21 protein-coding genes and 1 pseudogene are annotated in these 19,185 nt (G+C 65.2%); 10 read left to right on the top strand and 12 right to left on the bottom strand.

What is annotated here, in order from left to right:
- Window positions 1-33: 33 nt before the first annotated feature.
- Window positions 34-213, bottom strand: a complete 180-nt coding sequence (locus tag AB0L65_RS33345) for a helix-turn-helix domain-containing protein (RefSeq protein WP_364253426.1) — start codon at window positions 211-213, stop codon at window positions 34-36.
- Between the two features lie 214 nt (window positions 214-427).
- Here AB0L65_RS33345 and AB0L65_RS33350 point away from each other — a divergent pair, with 214 nt between their 5' ends.
- Window positions 428-1,210 carry a GntR family transcriptional regulator gene (locus AB0L65_RS33350; RefSeq protein ID WP_364253429.1) on the top strand — a complete coding sequence of 261 codons (783 nt, stop codon included), beginning with the start codon at window positions 428-430 and terminating at the stop codon, window positions 1,208-1,210.
- Window positions 1,211-1,219: 9 nt separating this feature from the next.
- Here AB0L65_RS33350 and AB0L65_RS33355 read toward each other — a convergent pair whose 3' ends face one another.
- The 3 genes from AB0L65_RS33355 to AB0L65_RS33365 all read right to left on the bottom strand — a co-directional run bounded on the left by AB0L65_RS33355 (window position 1,220) and on the right by AB0L65_RS33365 (window position 2,147).
- The gene (locus tag AB0L65_RS33355) at window positions 1,220-1,471 is read right to left on the bottom strand and encodes a hypothetical protein (RefSeq protein ID WP_364253432.1); all 252 of its coding nucleotides are present in this window, start codon (window positions 1,469-1,471) and stop codon (window positions 1,220-1,222) included.
- A gap of 149 nt (window positions 1,472-1,620) precedes the next feature.
- Window positions 1,621-1,887 (bottom strand): hypothetical protein, encoded by a 267-nt coding sequence (locus AB0L65_RS33360; protein WP_364253435.1) that lies wholly within the window; start codon window positions 1,885-1,887, stop codon window positions 1,621-1,623.
- Entirely contained in the window at window positions 1,884-2,147 is a 264-nt protein-coding gene (locus tag AB0L65_RS33365) for a hypothetical protein (RefSeq protein WP_364253438.1), read from the bottom strand. Before AB0L65_RS33365 ends, AB0L65_RS33360 begins: the two co-directional genes overlap by 4 nt.
- Window positions 2,148-2,322: 175 nt before the next feature.
- Between AB0L65_RS33365 and AB0L65_RS33370 the strand changes: the two genes are divergently transcribed.
- Window positions 2,323-2,583, top strand: a complete 261-nt coding sequence (locus AB0L65_RS33370; RefSeq protein ID WP_364253441.1) for a winged helix-turn-helix domain-containing protein — start codon at window positions 2,323-2,325, stop codon at window positions 2,581-2,583.
- Window positions 2,584-2,697: 114 nt separating this feature from the next.
- Window positions 2,698-2,967 (top strand): GntR family transcriptional regulator, encoded by a 270-nt coding sequence (locus tag AB0L65_RS33375; RefSeq protein WP_364253443.1) that lies wholly within the window; start codon window positions 2,698-2,700, stop codon window positions 2,965-2,967.
- Window positions 2,968-3,334: 367 nt separating this feature from the next.
- Here the strand turns inward: AB0L65_RS33375 and AB0L65_RS33380 are convergent, their stop codons facing one another.
- On the bottom strand, window positions 3,335-4,036 hold the full coding sequence (locus tag AB0L65_RS33380) for a replication initiator (protein WP_364253569.1): 702 nt from the start codon (window positions 4,034-4,036) through the stop codon (window positions 3,335-3,337).
- Window positions 4,037-4,435: 399 nt separating this feature from the next.
- Between AB0L65_RS33380 and AB0L65_RS33385 the strand changes: the two genes are divergently transcribed.
- The 3 genes from AB0L65_RS33385 (at window position 4,436) to AB0L65_RS33395 (ending at window position 7,260) form a co-directional block, all read left to right on the top strand.
- Window positions 4,436-4,684, top strand: coding sequence for a UTRA domain-containing protein (locus tag AB0L65_RS33385; protein WP_364253446.1), 249 nt, complete (start codon window positions 4,436-4,438; stop codon window positions 4,682-4,684).
- Window positions 4,685-4,874: 190 nt separating this feature from the next.
- Window positions 4,875-5,099: a hypothetical protein gene (locus AB0L65_RS33390; RefSeq protein WP_364253449.1), complete on the top strand. Its 225-nt coding sequence runs from the start codon at window positions 4,875-4,877 to the stop codon at window positions 5,097-5,099.
- 1,384 nt (window positions 5,100-6,483) lie between these two features.
- Window positions 6,484-7,260: a hypothetical protein gene (locus AB0L65_RS33395; protein WP_364253452.1), complete on the top strand. Its 777-nt coding sequence runs from the start codon at window positions 6,484-6,486 to the stop codon at window positions 7,258-7,260.
- A 322-nt stretch (window positions 7,261-7,582) separates the two neighbouring features.
- On the opposite strand, the gene AB0L65_RS33400 is transcribed toward AB0L65_RS33395, so the two are convergent.
- On the bottom strand, window positions 7,583-9,025 hold the full coding sequence (locus tag AB0L65_RS33400) for an ATP-binding protein (RefSeq protein WP_364253455.1): 1,443 nt from the start codon (window positions 9,023-9,025) through the stop codon (window positions 7,583-7,585).
- 1,147 nt (window positions 9,026-10,172) lie between these two features.
- On the opposite strand from AB0L65_RS33400, the gene AB0L65_RS33405 reads away from it, so the two are divergent.
- Window positions 10,173-10,859, top strand: a complete 687-nt coding sequence (locus AB0L65_RS33405; protein ID WP_364253458.1) for an SMI1/KNR4 family protein — start codon at window positions 10,173-10,175, stop codon at window positions 10,857-10,859.
- Window positions 10,860-11,151: 292 nt separating this feature from the next.
- Here AB0L65_RS33405 and AB0L65_RS33410 read toward each other — a convergent pair whose 3' ends face one another.
- Window positions 11,152-11,340 carry a hypothetical protein gene (locus AB0L65_RS33410; protein WP_364253461.1) on the bottom strand — a complete coding sequence of 63 codons (189 nt, stop codon included), beginning with the start codon at window positions 11,338-11,340 and terminating at the stop codon, window positions 11,152-11,154.
- The gene (locus AB0L65_RS33415; protein WP_364253572.1) at window positions 11,330-11,767 is read right to left on the bottom strand and encodes a MarR family transcriptional regulator; all 438 of its coding nucleotides are present in this window, start codon (window positions 11,765-11,767) and stop codon (window positions 11,330-11,332) included. Before AB0L65_RS33415 ends, AB0L65_RS33410 begins: the two co-directional genes overlap by 11 nt.
- A 26-nt stretch (window positions 11,768-11,793) precedes the next feature.
- On the opposite strand from AB0L65_RS33415, the gene AB0L65_RS33420 reads away from it, so the two are divergent.
- Both AB0L65_RS33420 and AB0L65_RS33425 read left to right on the top strand, forming a co-directional pair.
- On the top strand, window positions 11,794-12,219 hold the full coding sequence (locus tag AB0L65_RS33420) for a hypothetical protein (protein ID WP_364253464.1): 426 nt from the start codon (window positions 11,794-11,796) through the stop codon (window positions 12,217-12,219).
- A 156-nt stretch (window positions 12,220-12,375) separates the two neighbouring features.
- A pseudogene (locus tag AB0L65_RS33425) lies at window positions 12,376-12,820 on the top strand (transposase); the annotation flags it as partial.
- A 354-nt stretch (window positions 12,821-13,174) separates the two neighbouring features.
- Here AB0L65_RS33425 and AB0L65_RS33430 read toward each other — a convergent pair.
- Window positions 13,175-14,260 (bottom strand): AraC family transcriptional regulator, encoded by a 1,086-nt coding sequence (locus AB0L65_RS33430; RefSeq protein WP_364253467.1) that lies wholly within the window; start codon window positions 14,258-14,260, stop codon window positions 13,175-13,177.
- A gap of 206 nt (window positions 14,261-14,466) precedes the next feature.
- Here AB0L65_RS33430 and AB0L65_RS33435 point away from each other — a divergent pair, with 206 nt between their 5' ends.
- Window positions 14,467-15,150, top strand: a complete 684-nt coding sequence (locus AB0L65_RS33435; RefSeq protein WP_364253469.1) for an NmrA family transcriptional regulator — start codon at window positions 14,467-14,469, stop codon at window positions 15,148-15,150.
- 1,427 nt (window positions 15,151-16,577) lie between these two features.
- Here the strand turns inward: AB0L65_RS33435 and AB0L65_RS33440 are convergent.
- The 3 genes from AB0L65_RS33440 to AB0L65_RS33450 form a co-directional block, all read right to left on the bottom strand.
- On the bottom strand, window positions 16,578-17,132 hold the full coding sequence (locus tag AB0L65_RS33440) for a hypothetical protein (RefSeq protein ID WP_364253472.1): 555 nt from the start codon (window positions 17,130-17,132) through the stop codon (window positions 16,578-16,580).
- A gap of 631 nt (window positions 17,133-17,763) precedes the next feature.
- Window positions 17,764-18,081 (bottom strand): hypothetical protein, encoded by a 318-nt coding sequence (locus AB0L65_RS33445; RefSeq protein WP_364253475.1) that lies wholly within the window; start codon window positions 18,079-18,081, stop codon window positions 17,764-17,766.
- Window positions 18,082-18,433: 352 nt separating this feature from the next.
- Window positions 18,434-19,159 (bottom strand): LysR family substrate-binding domain-containing protein, encoded by a 726-nt coding sequence (locus AB0L65_RS33450; protein WP_364253478.1) that lies wholly within the window; start codon window positions 19,157-19,159, stop codon window positions 18,434-18,436.
- Window positions 19,160-19,185 lie beyond the last annotated feature (26 nt).

Raw genomic sequence — 19,185 nt, forward strand, 5'->3', positions numbered from 1 at the left:
CCGCTTCTCGCATGTCTGGGGAGTTCTGGACCATCAGACCGTCACCTCGACATCGGGAGCGGTGTCGTCCTTCAGCAGTGCGTCTACTTCGGCAGGGTCGAAGCGGTAGTGGCCACCAGGGGTCCTCTTGGCGCGGAGCTTGCCCGACTTCCTCCAGTCGCGGACTGTTTCGTCGGTGACGCCACAGCGGCGCGCGACGGCACGAGTTGGCATCCAGGGCTCACCAGGCGTCCCGTCGGTGTGACTGGCCGTCAAAGCAAACCTCCCCAAAGCGGACATACGTGAGTCGATGCGGGATCCTCGGGAATCCCAGGGAAAGCATCCTATGATGAAGCATCATATGATGCTTGTGGGCTGTCAAGGAGATCGGCCTAGGATGCTTGAAAAATCTTGAAATTGGCCTACGACAATTTGTTAACGTAGGGTCATGAGTCCCGAGCCGCAGACTGGGTCTGCCAGTCGTATCGCCGCAGACCTCCGCGCAGCCATCGCCGACGGGCGGTTCGGCCCTGGCGCGAAATTGCCCACTGTGCGAGATCTCATGGAGCAGTACGGCGTGAGCCGCAACACCGCATCGAAGGCTGTCGCTCAGCTCAGCACCGAGGGGCTTATAAGAACCCGTTACGGTTCTGGTGCGTACGTCCGAGAAGCGCACCAAGTGCGGCGCGTTGGGCCACACCGCTACGCGCGGTCCCGCTGGGCCGTTACGACGACCGAGGCCCATCAGGATGAGAACGACGGCGGCGATACGATCACTCGCCAGGGCGGCCAGACGCAGACAGTCGAGCGCGTGCCTGCCGATGAACGGGTTGCGGCAGGGCTTGGCGTCGAACTGGGTTCCGAGGTGGTTAAGCGTGACCGCCTGATGACCAGCGATGGCCAGCCCACGCACACCATGACCAGCTACTACCGGCCCGAGGATGTCGAGGGCACGCCTATTGCCGACCCGCGTCCTGGGATTGCCGGCAGAGGGGGCGGATACACGATTCTCACGGAGAGGGGCCTCGAACCTCGCCGGATGGTAGAGGACCTATTCGCGCGCATGCCGACCGTTGAGGAAGCCGCGCGCTTGAAGCTTCCGCCCGGTGAGCCAGTCGTAGAGGTGCATCGCGTTGCGCTTACGGCCGGTGGCAGGGTGGTCGAGTACGCAGAGGGCGTTCACGCGGCGTCGCGGTTCGTTTGGTCCTTCCCGTACAACATCCCAGACTGACAACAGGCGTCAGAGCTTCCGGCCGAGGATCCTGGCGCCGACCCGCAGGTGGTAGCCGACGCCCTTGCACGCCCTGCACGCTCCGAACGCGCCCGGGAAGAGCTTGGAGTGCGTCTCCTTAGATCGGTTACACGCCTTGCATATGCGGTACGGCTTGACGATGCACGTCGCCATGTAGACAACGATGTAGCCGACGATGAGCGCCAAAACCGCTGGGTTGCCAAGAATGCTGCCGATGAGGGAGATGAGGGCGTCGGCCATTGGTTCTCCTGGGGGGATGGACGGTCGCAACGCTTCGGAGGGGATTGAAGCACCCCCGCCCGGGTCCCCCTCCAGTCCCCGGACGAGGGCGGCTTGTATGCCCGGCTCCCGCTCGTTCTGAAGGCCACGGGAGCCGGACGTTCATGGGTTCACGTCACCCGGCGTTGCCACTGGGCGGGGCGGTTGAGCTGCTCACGGTATGCGGCCCATCTGGCTTTGCGCTGGTTGTGCAGCGTCCAGACGCGCGCCAGGTCATCGATGGTGCCGCCCGCGTCCTCGATCGCCGCCTTCAGCTTGCTTTCGAGCGTGATGCGGTCCCCTCCGGCGTCGATTGCTTCCTGATGGGCACGCATGATGTCGTCCGGGGTGACCGTGTCCTGGTCGAGCGACTCCGCGGCGGTGTGATCGTCGCTCACGACAGGTCTCCCGTCCGGAACGGCAGCTCGCCGAGGCCGGATGACTCCCACGTCCACACCTTGACCCTGTTGCGGGCGGCCTCCTGGATCAACTCGGTCTCCGTAGTTGCCCAGATCTCTTGCACGCACCCGTAGTCGAGCGCATCCCGAGGTAGCTCCTGGAAGAGGCGGGCGTGGTAGCCCTCCTCGTCCGCCCAGGTGTCGTAGTGCAGCAGTTCGCGGGGTTGGGCAGGCTGGTCGCCATCCGTAGGCTGTTCCAAGGGTCGCACCTCCGACGTGCGATCAATGGGCCCGTCAGCGTTCCCGCGCTGGTGGGCCCGTTCAATTTCTGGCCACAGTCTGCCACGTCAAGGTGTCTTAAACCATCCCCACGTGTAGTACAGGGCGTCTAGGTGTACCTATGTTTGCCCAGGTACATCCCGCCATGGTGATCGTGTGCATCCGAGTCGATCAAAGTGGCGGCACGCCTTTAGCGTCATCTGCGAACGGATTCGCACGGGCGAACTGCAGCCTGGCGACCGGGTGCCGACAGTGCATGAACTGATGCAGGAATTCAGCATGTCCAACACCGTCGCGCAGAAGGTGCACAGAGCACTACGCGAAGCGGGCCTGGTTGAGACAGAGTCCGGAACCGGCAGTTACGTGCTTGAGGGCGCCGCCGAGAAGCTCCAAGCGTCCAGCGAGGGCGCCGGCTGAGTTGCCGATCTTGTTAGACCTGTTCCGCATTCCAACCAGGGCACGCTAGGTCATGCCCTGCCATGCCCTGTCTCGGCGGACCAGGTACTGTCCTGCCCTTCTACGGTCTGCCTCATGATCGAGTGGGCGCCAGATGAGACCGTGTGGCAGCAGATGTACGACATTCTGCGCGAACGCATCGAAAACGGCGCTTACAAGCCTCGAATGCCTCTTCCGAGCATCACTCACCTAGAACAGGAGTTTGGTGTTGCAAGAGGGACGGTCCGTAAGGTTCTTGGAAAATTGAAGGATGACGGCTATCTGCGGGCGATTCCCGGCAAAGGGACGTTCGTGGTGCCGCGCCAGGAGCGCGGGAGAGGACTGGGAGACGATCTCCCCCACTGAGCACCCGCGAACGCTCCCGAATGCACACCGATCCCGCGATTGACCTGCGGCGATACGAGATAACCCTGGTGGTCAAAACATCCGGGCGGTCCTTACAAGCGAGGGGTCACTGGTTCGAACCCAGTACCGCCCACCTGCATAAACATTTGATCTCTGATGATCGCGGCCACGACGCCAAGAACGAGGAGCGGGGCCGCCGCTGTGACCGCGGTGACCTGCATCTCGGCGCGTGCCTTGCCCCATTGCCATGAATGACTCCGTGGCGTGAGCCCCATGTACGCCCCCTTGGCCGCAGTCACCGATCTCAAGGAGAAACGATCTAGACGAGGCCGGCGTTCCCGCGTAGCCGGCGGCCTCAGCGAAGCGGTCAGCCGCCCGCATCCGCGCCTGCTCGCTTCGTCATCGCTGCTCGGCGGGCGTGTACCCGCCCTTTGCTCCTACCGCATACCTTGGCGAAGGACACCTTGGCGTGCTGGGCGAAGGCACGGCGGGTCCTCCCGGTCTGGTTGGCCAACTCCTGGCGGATTGCCAGGGTGAAGCGATGCCACAGCGCGCCCGCGTGTGCCTGCCACAGCACCGCGCCCGTGTAGTCGTAGCAGTCGGAGCAGATCGGCTGGCCGAGCCGTTCGTCCTGTGATTCGTGCCGAAGGTGGCACCCGACTGGCCGCCCGTGCTTGCACAGCCTGTCGCGGTTGCGGGGACGGCAGGGACGGCCGTCGCGGTGCGAGTGGACGGGGCCGAAGGAGGGCGGGGTCAGGGTGACGAACGCCCGGGGGTGCGCGCTGACTGTCTCGGGTACGCCCTTGCCGCCGGACAGGCCCGCCCGGATGAGGTGGAAGGTGTCGGCCTGGTAGGTCTGCGAACAGGCCAGGCACACCGAGGCCCGCCGGTTGCCGCAGGCCACCCGGAGACGTCCCGAGGGCTCACCATCAGTCGTGTACGCGGGCAGGATCTCGCCCGTGCCCGCATCCACGATCATCGACTGTCCGGCCAGGTGCACCGGATGGGCGCACCCGCCGATCGCCGCGACCATGGAGCGCCACCGCCCATAGCCCAGCCCATTGACCAGGCCGGCCCGAACTCCGCACCATCCTCATCACCGACCGCGACCGACCCGACCTCGCCGCCCCCGGCAACCACCCCGACGTCCAAGCATTCGGCTGGGACCTCGCCCAACGCGACCACGAGGCCCCGCTCTTCACCGGCGAGAAGACCACCGCCAACCGCGACATCGCGATCATGCTCAGCGTCCGCCCCGGCCACTCGGTCATCCACCGCCGCAGCATGTGGCACCGACCGAGGCCACACCGCCGCCATCCACGGCGCATCGGCCCGCCTGGAGATCAACTCCTACACCAACGCCGACCTGCTCCCCGACTGGGACGACCCCAAGCGCCACACCCAGTACCGCAAGCGCCCCGGCCTCTTCTACCAGTCGCTCATCCGCGAACACGGCCCCGTCCGCTGGATGACCCTCACCACCGCCCGCATCGCCTACGAAGACGAACGCACCGCACTCGGCATGGACTACGCCGAAGCCGTCCTCATCATCCGCCGCACCATGGCCCACCCCAACGGCCACCCCATCGAAGTCACCGAAGTAAAAGCCCCCGCCAACCGCTACGAGATCGGCCACCACCGCGAACTCGCCGACGACCCCGAAGCCGACCTCACACCGCAAGAACTCACCGACAACGGTATAGACCTCGTGATCTAGTGCTCCTGACTAGAGACCCTTGCCAGGAACCGTCAGTTCGCTGGGATCGCGGGTTGAGGGGAGTCGCGGATGGCATGCTACAAAGACGTCGATCATGAGGAGATCAGCTGTGACTCATACTCCTGGAACGCAACCTGCGCACCGCCGCGCCCCTCTCACTGCGGAGGAACAGGTACGCGGCCAAGCGAACATGGCCCCCTACGTCGCCCAGGAACTCCTCGCCAACGGACGGTTCAGGGTGACCGCCGACACCCCAGATAAGGTGGAGCTCTTCCAGGGGGCGGCCCGCAAGGCGGGTGACATGCTCCAGCGGCCTGTGGTCAGCTATGCCAACGGCAGGGACATCGTGATCGCCTTCGGCGAGGAGGAGCCTTCCAGCCTCACCGACCGAGGCGCCGCCTCCCCGCACGAGTGACTGCCCGGCGTCGTCCATAAGCCGGTGGCTCAGAGTTTCTTTACTGGTTCAAGGCGACGGCGCTCCGCGCCGTGCGCACGGCCCCGCGCCCGCCTGCCGTCCCGGGCGTGCGGCCTGGAGGCCGGTCCCGGGCGGCAGCGGCTCGAGCCGTACCACCGCACGGCCGCCGCACCGCCGTACACCCTCCGTGGCCGACCTCCGCACCGTCTCCGCCGCCGGCCCCCACCGCTTCGCGGCCCTTCGGGTGCTTCGCATGGGCACCGGCCGCTCCGCTCACCTAAGACAGGACGACTCTTCAAGCCTTATGCCTCCGGCGGGAGCGCTCCGGCACCGAGGTGATCACCTCGTACACCATCGACTCAGGCAAGCCCAGCAGCCCGACTCCTCCGCATCAAGCCCGGCCCTGATCGCAGGACAACGCATGATCGAGGAACGGCGACCGGCGAACGTACACGCGAAGCTGGGCTTGACACTCCGTCCCCGGCCCGCTGCCGCTACGCGATGAGTCGACGGCGTACGAGGTGAGTACGAAGCTGCCCCCGACCGGAACACGGTTGAACGGCTATCGCGACGAGGGAAGGGGGGACGCGGGACGCACCGCCCCCTCTTCCGCGCGGGCGGTTCGATCAGATGGACGCAGGCCGGGCAGGCACGCGTAGCTGTGGGCAGGAAAGGCAAGCACCAACCGAGGGTCGGCAGCGGGCGCACTGCCTCGCCGCACAAGCTGACCTTCTGCTTGGCCCGTACGGCATGCTGTACGGCGTTCCTCTCGTGGTTGGACAGGCCGAGCCGGTAGTCGCATGCTGGCTTCTCCGGTCCTGCCGAATCATCGTGTACGAGCAGGTCATCCCAGTGGAATGGCCAGCGCTGCACCCCTCCGGGCAGTTCGTACGGCTGTCCGTCGAGTTTGAGCAAGCCCAGGGTGCCGTTACGCAGCACGGCTACCACGGTCCCGCGACGACCGAGCAGCACTGAGGCCCACGCTCGTGTCTGCGCTGGGCTGTGGAGCAGGTCCACGATCTCGGCATGACAGCCGATTCGCGACGAAGGGCTGCTCACAGCGCCTGCTCCGCTGCTTCCTGCTCCTTCAACCGCTCGGCCAGTTGAGCGACGTCATCCGCGTCGATCGTCTGGCAGAGACCGTGGTCTACCTCGTACTGGCATAGACGTCGGCCGTTTCGAGTTGCCCAGAGACGCCCCACAGAACTACGCCAAATACACCAACCAGGAAAAGCCGCTTGGAGATCTCCGAGAATTACCGGGGTTGACATGGGATCAGCGTGCTTACCTTTGCGTGACGAACCCACCGCGTTATAGAGACGTCCAGGACGTTATGGCGTTACGCTCAAAAACGTCCCCGACGTCCTCTGTCCCGAGGTGTACCGTGGCCAACGTCGCCCTGCGCAGCGCCATGCTGAACGCCAAGGTCACGAGCCAGAACCTGGCCGACCGGTGCGGCGTGGACGTCAAGACGGTGGAACGCTGGCTGCAGGACGAGGCTCGTGTCCCGCACCTGCGGCACCAGTGGGCCGCCGCAGAGGCACTAGGAGTTGAGACAGCCGTGCTATGGCCAGACGCAATTCGCAATACGGTGAAAACGGGGCCGGACAAGGAAGTCTTGACCGTTTATCCATATCGCTCTGCGTGCCCGAAATCAATTTGGCGCAACCTCATCAACGCGGCGCGCAACGAGATCGTGTTCGCCGGTTACACGAACTACTTCCTGTGGCTGGAACACCCGAACTTGGCGAAGGCCCTCAAGCGGAAAGCACAGCAGGGCTGCAAGATCCGGTTTCTCGTCGGCGACCCGGACAGCGAGGTCACCCAACGCCGCGAGGAGGTGGAGAACGTCCCGCTGACCGTGTCCACGCGCATCCGGATCACGCTGTCGGAGATCGAGCAACTACGTGACGCCCCCGGCATCGAAGCCCGGTACGGTGACGAGCACATCGCCATGAGCGTGTTCCGGTTCGACTCGGAGATGCTCGTCACCCCTCACCTGGCCAAGCTGGTGGGACACGATTCGCCGATGCTGCACCTGCGGCGGTACCAGGACGACGGCCTGTTCGACCGATTCGCCTACCACGCCTCCGAGCTGTGGAGCAACGGCCGTGACGTATGGCAGCAGCCGCAGCCCACGGGCCAGATGCTGGGTGACTAACTGAGTGACAATCGCCCCGGACGACCCTGGACTCCAGAGGATCGCACGGGACCATAACCCCAGGTGGAGGCGGATATCGGCCAAGATCCCGCCCCCACCTGATGTGCCTTACAAGCGAGGGGTCACTGGTTCGAACCCAGTACCGCCCACCTGCATCAGAAACCCCGTGGCGATCACCCTTTGGGGCTGTCGGGTCATTGGCTTGCGCAAGCGGGTTTCGGCGAGATTGGCCTGATCAGTCGTCGCCCAACTGGGCAACTCTTGGGCATCAGGGCCTGTCTTGTCCGGCTGGGCGAACCGGGGTGCAAGAACATCAGCACCCCTATTCCGAGAGTCTCCGGTAGGTTGTTGACCGCCCTTGGCCCCCCAACTGCTCAACGAGTCCTCTCGATCTCAGTTCGCGGAGTGCCTTGCGGATGTTGGGTGCGGACAGGTTCAGTTCCTGCTTGAGGTCAGCGACACTGCGTGGGCCGGCCGCCAAGGCGTCGTAGACGCGTAGCTCCGTCTCGTTCAGGTCGTCGCCCGGGCGGATGACGGGAACTGCCTGCCGCCGTAGGACGACAGTGAATCGGATGGCGGCGTCGATGTAATGCGCAGGTGGGAGCTCGGCCTCTGCCAGGGCGTTGGCCACGATCGGAATGCCGGTTGCCAGCGCCTCGATCACTCGCGCGCCCGTTTCTGGCGCGCGAGCGTGTTGGCAGATCGCAACTAGTCGCGCATTGCGTGCGGAGGTGACGGCATCCCGGCCGAGCCGATCGACCGTGATGCCGTACAGGCCGCCCGGGTTGGAGACGATCAACCGGTCGCGGCGGAGCCGAACCTCTACGGCCATGCCAGCCGACCAATGATCGAGGTCGCGATGGATAAGAGCGTTCGCGATGATCTCGCGGAAGGCGATGTAAGGATAGGCGGGCTGATCGCGAACGGTCCCGTCCGGAGCCGACACGACGCTGATGTCAAAGGTTCGCCGTGCCCAGCGCAGGACCTCTTCCAACATCCGTGGAATGGCCCCAGTAATCGTCGTCTGATTCCGAGCCCGCGATCCTACGGGATCGGTCGGCAATGGCTCCGCCGAAGCCTGGATGACGAAGCGCGGAAACCACTCCTGTGGATGGACCCCCAAAGCCAACAGACCTGCAACGGTCGGAGTGCTGTCGGGCAGAGTCACTCCAGCACGCCGGAGCAACTCGGCATCGTCAAGGAAACGGCCGAGGCCGTGGGGATCCCGTTCGCGCACCGAACGTAGGAATGCTGTGACAAGGTCGCCGTCCAGGTCCTCACGGGTGGCGCCTGTCACGGGTTGCCGATCGAAGAGCGGTGGCTTACGGGCGGGAAGGAATGCCTGCTCTTCCAAATCCGACAGTGGGAAGTCCCCGTCATACCCCCGCATGTATGCCGTGCCCGACGCCGTGATCCGACACGGCTTGGCCGACGGATCGCATTCATGCACTCTGGCGACGATGACCGGCGCCCCATCCACTTCTGCGTCGCTGATCGTGAGCTGAACCGGCGGTGAGAACGAGCGAGCCTTGTGAGCGAGGCCCTGCTTGAGAGCTTGAGGATCTGAAAGCTGCACCGGACGAAAGCCGGTGGCCTCGTCGAGGCCGAGGATGATCGTCCCGCCGCCTGGATGGTTTGCGAGCGCGCTCAGAGTTGAGGCGAGCGACTGCGGCAGCCCTCCTGCCGCCGACTTGACCTCGACATCGTCGTAGTCGCCCCCGGTCGTGCGGAGACGTGCGACCAACTCGTGCACGTGCTGGCTCATAGGTAAATGTAACCATGGGCTGGTTACATTTACTCGAGTTCTGGTTATATTTCATTCTGTTCCGATCCGGCGCCCCCAGACGCGTAGCTGTCCAGAGAGCCCGGCATTCCGGAGCCGACCGTCCAAGCACCGCGCGGCCTGGCGAGTTCCCGATCGACGTGATGCCGAGGCGCTCCATCCGGCGCCGCCGACGTCACCAGCCTCCTGATCGAGCGCCTTGCCAGTCCTCTCAAGGCCGCCGCCACCGCTCGTTCGCCAGGGGACGGCCCATCTGGAACACGGCCACATCGTCCCGCTGAGTGACTATCTGAGTGACAACGGCCAGGGACGAGCGTGGACGGCCGAGGACTTGGGCGGAACGTTTGCCGAGGCGAGAACCCGCGTCACCCAAGATCCCGCCTTCTCCTGGCATGCCTTACGAGCGAGGGGTCACTGATTCGAACCCAGTACCGCCCACCTGCATCAAGAGCCCCGTATCCAATCATGGAAACGGGGTTTTGTCCCATAACCGGTGCGACTGAGTCATTCGAAGATCCATTGGAGTTGTTCGCGATCTTCGCGATCTTCGCGTTCATCGCGCCGGCGGTCCTCCGGTCAGCCTCGGCCGTGATGCGCTGATAGATCGGCGCGGCCCGAACCAAGTCATGCCCATGCGCAGCATGAGATCTTCAGGACGTGCGCCGGTGCTCGCCGCGATCGTGTTGCCGGCATGTCGGAGATCATGGAAGCGGAGGCCCCGGAAACCGATCTTGCTCGTGCTCGTGTCTCACTTGGCCGCGCGCCGTAAGTTGCTCCGGCAGAGGATGCCGCCCTGTGAGCCGGTGAAGATCAGCGCATCGAGTCTCTGGTTGAGATTGTCGCGGAGTGGCGGGATGATCCTTTTCGGGCTTGCGACTGTACGGGCTCCCGCGCGGGACGTGGGCGGACCGACGAGGAGTTCGCCCATGTCGAGCTCGACACGCCGTTGCCGAACGCTGACAGTCCGGGCCGCGAAGTCAAGTGGCGGCGCGGCGCGCGGCCGTACCCGGCCTTCCACCGCCCCGCGCCGTAGCCGCCCCGCACCCCGCCGCAGCCAAACGAACCCGCCGATCCAAGCTAGCGCCACGCCGCCGCCAGACTGCTTCACGAAAAGCCGCATACTGTCGCCATGTCGACCATGACAGCAAGACTCGACCGACTGCGAGCCATCGAAACCGGCCGACCCGTACACCTGCATAAGTTCTACCGACGCAACAAGCGGTTCCTCGTCTTCGGCGCCGAACAACACCAGTACCGCAACACCCCGCTCGACCCGGCCTCGGTCCTGGCCCTAGAAGACGATCTCGGTGTCCAGTTACCACCCGCATACCGGGAGTTCCTGCTCCAGATCGGCCCCGGCGCGGGCCCTTACTACGGCATCTGGGAACCGCAGGAGATCGTAAAGGAGACCGAGGGCGATCCTGCCAAACCCTTCCCGCTCACCCGCTGCGACGCCGAGGAGATCTACAACGCCTGGTACGCATGGGTCCAGGAACCGGAGCCCGACTCTGGTGGCGGCCCCAGCATCCAAGCCCCCCACCCCACACCCGGCTGCATCTTCATCGGCACGCAGGGCTGCTCCGCTGTCACCGCGTTGGTGACCACAGGAGAACTGACGGGCACGGTGTGGGATGTCTGGCTCGACGAAAGCGCCTGGCGACCGGCCAAGACCGCCCCCGCCAGCTTGGAGAGCGAGCTCTATGACCTGGCCGCACCGACGTATCTCGGCCCTACGCCCACCTTCGACGCTTGGTACGAGGCATGGCTCATACGCGCCGATGTCGAGCTGTCACCACCACCAGGAGGAACCTCCTGAGCGGTGCCGAATCATCACGCAAGCCCCGTAACGCGCGAGCGCTCCCGTTGGTTGCTGACGCCGAGGCATGCCACCACACGTGATGCGTCGGGAGACAGGAAGAGCTGAAAGTGGTAGGCGGACTCGGTGCTCTTGACGATGCCGAGGAGGAGGTGCTGAAGTCCGCAGGTGCCAAGCCGCGCGATCGCCTCGTTAAAGCCAAGGGACGGGATCCCCATCCGGCGGGTAAGACGAGCGCGACGCCGGTAAGTCGGCGTCTGGGTGACAAAGAGGTCGCGCCGTTAGGTGATCGTCAACGGCGTCGTTCGGGGCGCTTGGTCCAGCGGTGGGTGATCCAGGCCCGGCGGATCAGGGTACGGATCGCGATGATGGCGTCGGCGGAGTCGAAGAACGTGTCGACGATGGCCGTTTGGCGTTCATGGCAGCGGGCAAGCCGTTTGCCGACGCCGACCTGCCACGCGTAGTGCCCGTCACTTCCCAACGAGGCCAGTCGCAGCGGCGATCCGACCCAGGGTCCGGCGCAGGGCCGCCACCTCGGCGGGGTCGATGGCTCTCAGCAGTTCCTCGTCGTTCTGCCGCGCCAGCGAGAGCGTCTGGTGCCGGAGATCCTGGCCGGTCGGTGTCAGCTCGATGAGCTGACGCCGACGGTCTGCGGTGTCCCGCACTCGTCGTACGGCATCGAGCTTCTCGAGTTCGTCGAGCATGTCGACGACCACACTGGCGGTCACCCCGACGGCCTTGGCCAGCTCCAGCTGCGCCAGGGGCCCGCCGGCCAGGAGCTCAAGGACCGCACAATGCCGCGGCCGCAGGCCAAGCGGGGCCAGGCGATTCGCGAACTGCCCGTTCGCCTCCTGGCCCAGCTTGCCCAGCAGGAAACCCACCGTGTTGATCAACGACCCTTCCACCATCACACCACCAATGCTAGCCTAACCATATGATTCGGAACCCGAAAGATATGGCTCCCTCATTAAATGTCCGTCGATTCGGCGCACTTGTCGTGCTCCTCACCGTGGTCACATCCGGCTACTTCGCAGTGTCCAGCCTGGCGGACCCGGGCGGGCTGGTGCCTGGAGGCGATCAGGCCGCCCCCAGGACCTATGCCGCCTACATGGCGGCCCGCAGCGTGGTGCTGCTCGGCGGAATGGTCTGGTTGCTGGCCCGACACGCGTGGCGTTCCCTCGGGCTGCTCCTCGCATTGAACGGCGCGGTCCAGATCGGCGATGCGGCGATCGGCGCTGCGCACCGTCAGGTCCCTCAGACGATCGGCCCCCTGGTGTTCGCTGCCGCCCTGCTGATAGCCGCCTGGCTGCTCACCGGCCGCAATCCGACTCCGGGACGGATCCGGCCGACCTCACGGTGAAACCGGCCACCGAAGCGATGCCATCCGTCTGAGGCCTCGCCCGCCCAAGCGAGATCGACCAGACAGCCGGCAGGCTGAAGTGGGGCATGTCAGGCAGGCGCAGAGCCTGCAGATCACCGAACTGCCTATACCCGTGACCAGAAACGAGAATCGCGCGTGCCTGTGCGTCCGGCTCTGCTCATGGACCCGTTGTGGGCTCAAGTTCGAGGCCCTTCTTCCAGCTCGCACGGTGTGGCCCCCTTACAGCCACGGGCGGCGCGTCGCCGACCGGGTCGTGTTCGACAAGCTGGTCCAGTTGCCGCGGTTCGGCTGCTCGTACGAGGCGATCGCCACCTCAACCTGCTCAGCGACCACGATCCGTAACCGCCGCGATGAGTGGATCAAAGCTGGAGTATGCGCACAGCTCAAGCAGATCGCCCTGGAAGCCTACGATCGGATCGTCGGTCTGCCACTGGAGCACATCACGGTAGACGGCTGCATCACCACGGCGCCCAGCGAAGGCGAGCTGGCCGGACGGTCACCGGTCGACTGGGGCAAGCAGGGACCGAAACGTTCGCTACTGGTGGACGGCTATCGCATCCCGCTTGGCCGCGTACTGGCCCGGCCAACTGCGCCGGTAGTGGTTGGTGCAGGAGGCGCACAGCGTGGTCTGCACCGTGGTCCGATAAGCTGGCCCCGTGGTCCTGAACTCGTGCACCAGATCCCGCAGCGTCTACTCGCCACCACCGACGGCCGGGAAGATGACCTCGCGGCCCAGATCATCGGGATTGCGAGCGCGGCGTCGGCGACCTTGAACAGGATGTTCTGATCTCCCGCTCCCGGTCGTGGACCAGTGCCGTCAACAGCAGGATCATGAGCTCGCGCGGATGCGTGTGCATGTGCGAGGGCGCCTCCCCCGCCGCCCGAGCCGGCCAGGACGCCACTACCTTGGGCGCTGACGGTCCGAGCCGCGAGGTCAAGGGCTGCCCGAAGTCACCTGCGGGCACCTACATGCCCGTGCGCCGTGCGTGTCACGTTCCGACGTCATGGACGATTGCGGGCGTGGGCGCGGTAGCGGCGCGGAACTAATCCCACGGGCTCGCTTGAAAGCGGCGCTGAGCGCGTACCCGCTGCCATAACCGACCTGACGGGCGACGGTGTCAATCGTGGCGTCCGACTCCACGAGCAGATCGGCGGCAACGTCGATTCGCCATCCGGTGAGGTATGCCACTGGCGGCATGCCGACGAGGTCGGTGAAGCGGCGCGCCAGTGTCGCTCGGGACACCCCGGCCTGCCGGGCGAGCGCGTCCACCGTCCAGGGATGGCCCGGGTCGCCGTGGATGAGTCGTAGGACGGACCCGACGACGGGATCCCCGTTGGCTCGGTACCAGGCGGGCGCATCGGCATCGGGCCGGGTGAGCCATTCGCGGAGGATGCCGACCAGCGGGAGGTTCAACAGCCGTTCGAGCACGAGATCTTGGCCAGGCTCGTTTCGCACGGTCTCCTTGTCGAGCAGCGACACCAGCGCGGACTCGATGTGGGCGGCCGTGGGGATGACCAGCAGCGGCGGCAACGCGCGGAGCAGGCGTGTGGCGATCTCGCCCGGTCCCGAGTACTTGCCGATCAGCAGCACCGACGAGCCGTCTGCGCCGTCGTCGCGGGCCCGCTCGTCGTTGACCCAGGTGTGCACACCCATGTCCGCGACCTCGGGCAGTTCCGCGCCGGCTGCGGTCGTCCGTCGAGGGCCGGGCTGAACGACCACCTGGGTGGGAGTGCGGGGATCATCGGCGAAGGTGAACGTGTCCGGACCACGCATCATCGCGATGTCGCCTGCGTGCAGGCGTACGGCATCGCCGGCGCTGGGCACGACCCAGGGCTTCCCTCGCAGGACGGCCACCAGGTTGAGGGGTACCCCGTCCCGCACCTGCACCGACCATGGTGGGCTCAGGATGGTTCGTAGCACGAACGTGTCTCTTGCTCTGGCTCCGTCGAGCAGGATAGAGAAGGGGGTCCATCGGCACAGGATAAGACGCACAATTGTGTGCCTGCGAGCCTCGACCATGGCCCGTACCTTGGCGTTCGGGTGGTCTGTGGAGCATGACAGCTACTACGCCGACAACGTTGGTCCTGGCGGGGACAGGCAAGACCGGACGCCGTGTCGTGTCCGGGCTCCGTGCGCGTGACATGCCGGTACGGGTCGGTTCACGGAGTGCTGAGCCGCCTTTCGATTGGCAAGACGACACCACGTGGGAACCTGCGCTGCGAGGCGTGGACTCCGCTTATGTGGCCTTCTATCCTGATGCGGCGTTCCCCGGCGCGGCCAGAGCCGTGGGTTCCTTCGCAGAACTCGCCGTGGCCTGCGGCGTTCGGCATCTCGTCCTGCTTGCTGACCGTGGTGCTGCCGAGGCCGAGCTGTGCGAACAGGCAGTGCGGGACTCGGGCGCGGAGTGGACCATCGTGCGGGTGGGGTTCATCACGCAGAACTTCAGCGAGGCGTTCCTCGTCGAACCGGTCCGGGCCGGTGTGGTCGCGCTTCCGACTGGCGATGTCGCGGAGCCGTTCACCGACGCAGAGGACATCGCGGAGGTCGCCGTCGCGGCGCTGACCGAAAACAGCCATGCCGGCCAGATCCACGAAGTAACCGGACCACGGCTGATCACCTTCGCCGATGCCGTCGGTGAGGTAGCGAGGGCGACCCGCAGAGAGGTTCGTTATCTACCGGTCACGCCCGAGCAGTTCGTCTCGTCACTGACCCAACGAGGCGTGCCGGACGAGTACGCGAAGCAACTGACCAGCCTCATGGTCGAGGTCTTCGACGGCCGCAGGGCCAACATCACCGACACCGTCGAGCGCATTCTCGGCCGGCCGCCCCGCGACTTCACGGAATATGTCCGCAAAACCGCCGCAACCGGAATCTGGGATGCACACACCAAGTCCTCTGGTGGAGCCTGACGTGCTCGGGAAGTCGCGACAAAGCTCGACTAGGCCCGTATGACCACCGGCGGCCACCGAAACGCTCTACCGCGGCCGACCCTCGACAACTTGACCATCTCGGCACCGGAACCGACTGTCACGGCCGGACCGTCCATGGCCCCCAAGCCCGGCCATTGCGGACGGACCGTGCTACCAGGAGACTGCCCATGGCCGGTCCGCCTGTCGGCGGCCACTGGGACTTGGCCGTTGACACTCCTCCGCGTCAAGCCCGGCTCTGACCGCAGGGCAACACATGACCGAGGACCGGCGACCGGCGACCGGCGACCGGCGACCGGCGACCGGCGACCGGCGACCGGCGACCGGCGACCGGCGAATGTACACGCGAAGCCGGGCGAGTACCAACCTGGCCCTCGGCCCGAACAGGGTTGAGCGGCTATCGCGACGGGAGAAGAGGGGCCGCGGAACGCACCGGCTCCCTCTTCCGCGGGCCGTTCGGCTAGATGGACGCAGGCGAGGCAGGCGCGCGTAGCTGTGGGCAGGGAGAGCAAGCACCAGCCGAGGGTCGGCGGCGGGCGCACTGCCTCGCCGCACAAGCTGACCTTCTGCTTGGCCTGTACGGCGTTCCCCTCGTGGTTGGACACGCGGAGCCGGTAGTCGCATGACGGCTTCTCCGGTCCTGCCGGATCATCGTGTACGGGCAGGTCGTCCCAGTGGAATGGTCGGCGCTGCACCCCTCCGGGCAGCTCATGTGGCCGGCCGTTGAGTTCGAGCAAGCCCAGGGTGCCGTTGGGCACGCCTACCAGGGTCCCACGACGACCGAACCCAGGTGGGGCGGGTGTCGGCCAAGATCCCGCCCCCTCCTGATACGCCTTACCAGCGAGGGGTCACTGGTTCGAACCCACGTAGCGACTACCTGCATGAACACCCTGCCTTCGATCTTGGAACCAGCGACTGGGTGCCCAACTTCCGAAGATCTTGTCCATCGCCGCAGCTCCCCGCATGATCACGGGCCTGATCCGGTACCCGTGGACCGCCTCGGCGACCACCGTGTGGGAGTGTCCGACCAGGCGGGAGATGTCCTCGATGGGGACGCCGGAGTCTGACGGTACGGACACGAAGCCGTGCCGCAGCTCGCGCGGGGACCGCTCTCGTCCGGTGAGCCCAGACGCCTCTACGACCTTCCGGAAGTCGCGCCGTACGTTGTGAGCGGTGGCGGGTGTGCCGGTCCGGCCACGTAGGCCTGATCCCAAGCCCCTGAGGGCCCGGATGCGCGACCGGGACCACGGGCCCGGCTCGCTTCCGGCCATGCCGTGTGATCTGCTCACGCCGGCTTACTGAATAATGCCACGCCAGGCAAATGCCGTGACAAAATTATTCATCACGGCATTTGCCGTCCACCTTTTCAGGCGGGCGAGAACGACTTCGACTAAATCGCCGATATCGTTTTAATAGATCTCATGGACCTTGTCATGGTCGAACTTGTTCTCGTTGAACTTGTTCTCGTTGAACTTGTTCTCGTTGAACTTGTTCTCGTTGAACTTGTTCTCGTTGAACTTGTTCTCATCGAACTTGTTACGGTCGAACTTGTTCTCGTTGAACTTGCTGTCGTCGAACTTGTTCTCGTTAAACTTGTTGCGATCGAACTTGTTGCGGTCGAACTTGCTGTCGTCGAACTTGTTCTCGTTAAACTTGTTGCGGTCGAACTTGTTCTCGTTGAACTTGTTCTCGTTGAACTTGTTCTCATCGAACTTGTTGCGATCGAACTTGTTCTCGTTGAACTTGCTGTCGTCGAACTTGCTGTCGTCGAACTTGCTGTCGTTGAACTTGGTGTGGACGAACTTGTTGTGGACGACCGTCCACGAGAAGGGACCGCACGTGCCCGAGACGAGGCGCGGGCAGTCCACGGCAGGCTTCTCCGTTGAGGCGTACCCAGCGCCCGCCTGGCGGGCGGTGAAGTCGACGCTCGCGCTCGCCACTCCCTGGCTTAGCGGAACGAACACGAGACCGGTGGCCGCAGCGGCCAGAGCTAGCGTTGCGATACGCCCATGGCGCGGCGCCCGCGATTGGCGAATTTCGATATTCACGTGCCTCTGTTCCATTCATGCGTAAGTCGACGCGAAATCCGGGACCCACGCCCCGGCAGGCATTCGGACAGAAGCAGACATACCCGCAAGGATTGTCTCATTTACCTCAATAAGCCAAAACAATCGGTCAAGTCCGACTTCCTCCAAGGAGGTAGATTTGAACAATAATCTTGGCGTTTTTTCCACACTGCGAGACATATCATGACGCTCATTCCGACCGATTCGCATTCGGTCAGCCAGGACGACAAAAGCCGACCGGCAACTCGGGAAGCAGCCGTCCAGCCTCGCCCGGTGTCCTTCGGTGAGGATCATCGTGGGGCCGTAGCAATGGTCAGCTTCCGCACCACCAACGGCCACTTGTCGTGGACTTACACCTGGGCGTCGGTTCGAGAGGCGTGATAGGCCAAGCGTCCGAAGGTGAGCCAGGTCGGGAGCCACAGAATGTGAAAGCTTGGGGGGGTGGCTCCCCGCTCTTTCCCATCCCATCGGGGACGCAACCGACGCGGCTGGCACACTCATCGTGATCTGGTTGCCGCGATAGCGCAGGCTATCTGGCAGTTGGTTGCAGTGTGGATCTCTGGAGCCGCCACCGATGAGCACCGTCGTCGTCGTGTTGTCGATCCCGCTGGGCCTCCTGTTCGTCGGGACCGGCGGGATCAAGGTGCTGAGTCTGCCGCAATCGCCGGCGATTCGCGATCATCTCGGACTCCAGCAGCGTGTGCGAGTCAGCCGGTGGCGTGGGGCTGCTCGCCGGGCTCGCGGTGCCGTTGCTCGGCGTGGCCGAGTCGATCGGGCCGGCCATGTTGGTGATCGGTGCAATCGTCAGCCGGTTCCGGGTGTCCGACTCGGCGGCACTGATATCCATCGACGTCCTGGTGCCGGCGTCCTATCGCGGGAGCTTGGCAGAGCTGAGGGACCTACAGCTCCAAGCCGGCGGCAGGGGCCGCCTTCGCTCCATCACGGTCCTGGCGCCGGAGGTCGGGGTGCCCCGCTCCCCTTTCCGATAGGACGACGGCAGACAGGATCGAGAGATTGAGCGACATCAGCGACGCCCGCCACAGCGCGATCATGCGCATGGGTGCACACCGAATGTAGGCCCGAGCGGCGAAAACGCCGGCTCCAGTGATCGAATGGCTACTCTTACAAGCGAGGAGTCACCAGTACCGCCCACCTGCATGTCGAATCTGGTGTCGGTAGACCGTCTCAGCAGGTTCGGGTCACCGGGGCCGGTGGCCCTTCCCTTTACGGCAGGCCGGCACGGCGCGGCGGCCGGAGCCGCTCTTCGCGGGTTTCTGGGCCTGCCGCTGTGCCGGTTTCGCCGCAGGGGCGGCGGGGGTACGGCCCCGCGAGCTGTTCACTGTCCGGCCGCGGACGATGCCGATGAAGTCTTCCACCAGATCGGTGGTCGCGTCCGTCGGCCAGGCCAGCGCGACCTGGGACTGCGGCGCTTCCAGCACCGGCCGGTAAGTGAGATCCCTGCGGTGATAGAGGCGTGCCAGCGACTGCGGAACCAGGAGAAGCCCGGCGCCGGCCGCCACCAGCTCGATCGCTTCCGCGGTTGTGGCCGGGCGGGTGAACGCGGGCTGCCCGGGCCGGATCGTCCACTCGATGGTGTCGTCCAGAGGATGAAGCACCTCGTCGTCGGCCAGGTCGGCGATGGTCACCTCGTCGGCGGCGGCCACCGCGTGGTCCTTGGGCACCACGACCACCGTGGTCTCCACGTAGAGCGGAATCACGCTGAGCCCGTCCCGGTCGACCGGCAGCCTGACGAATCCGGCGTCGGCGCCGCCGTCCCGAAGGAGACCCACCACCTCGGCCGCGGGAACCGCGGCCAGGTTGAGCGGCACGTCGGGCAACCTCTCGGACCAGATGTTGACCCATTTCGCGGGTGTCACCCCGGGCACGTACGCCAGCCGGAACGCCTTGGTCTCCCCATCAGTCACCTCCTCAGGGTATCGATGTCATGGAA

Source organism: Nonomuraea sp. NPDC052116, from assembly GCF_040680035.1.
GTDB classification, from domain to species: Bacteria; Actinomycetota; Actinomycetes; order Streptosporangiales; family Streptosporangiaceae; genus Nonomuraea; species Nonomuraea angiospora_A.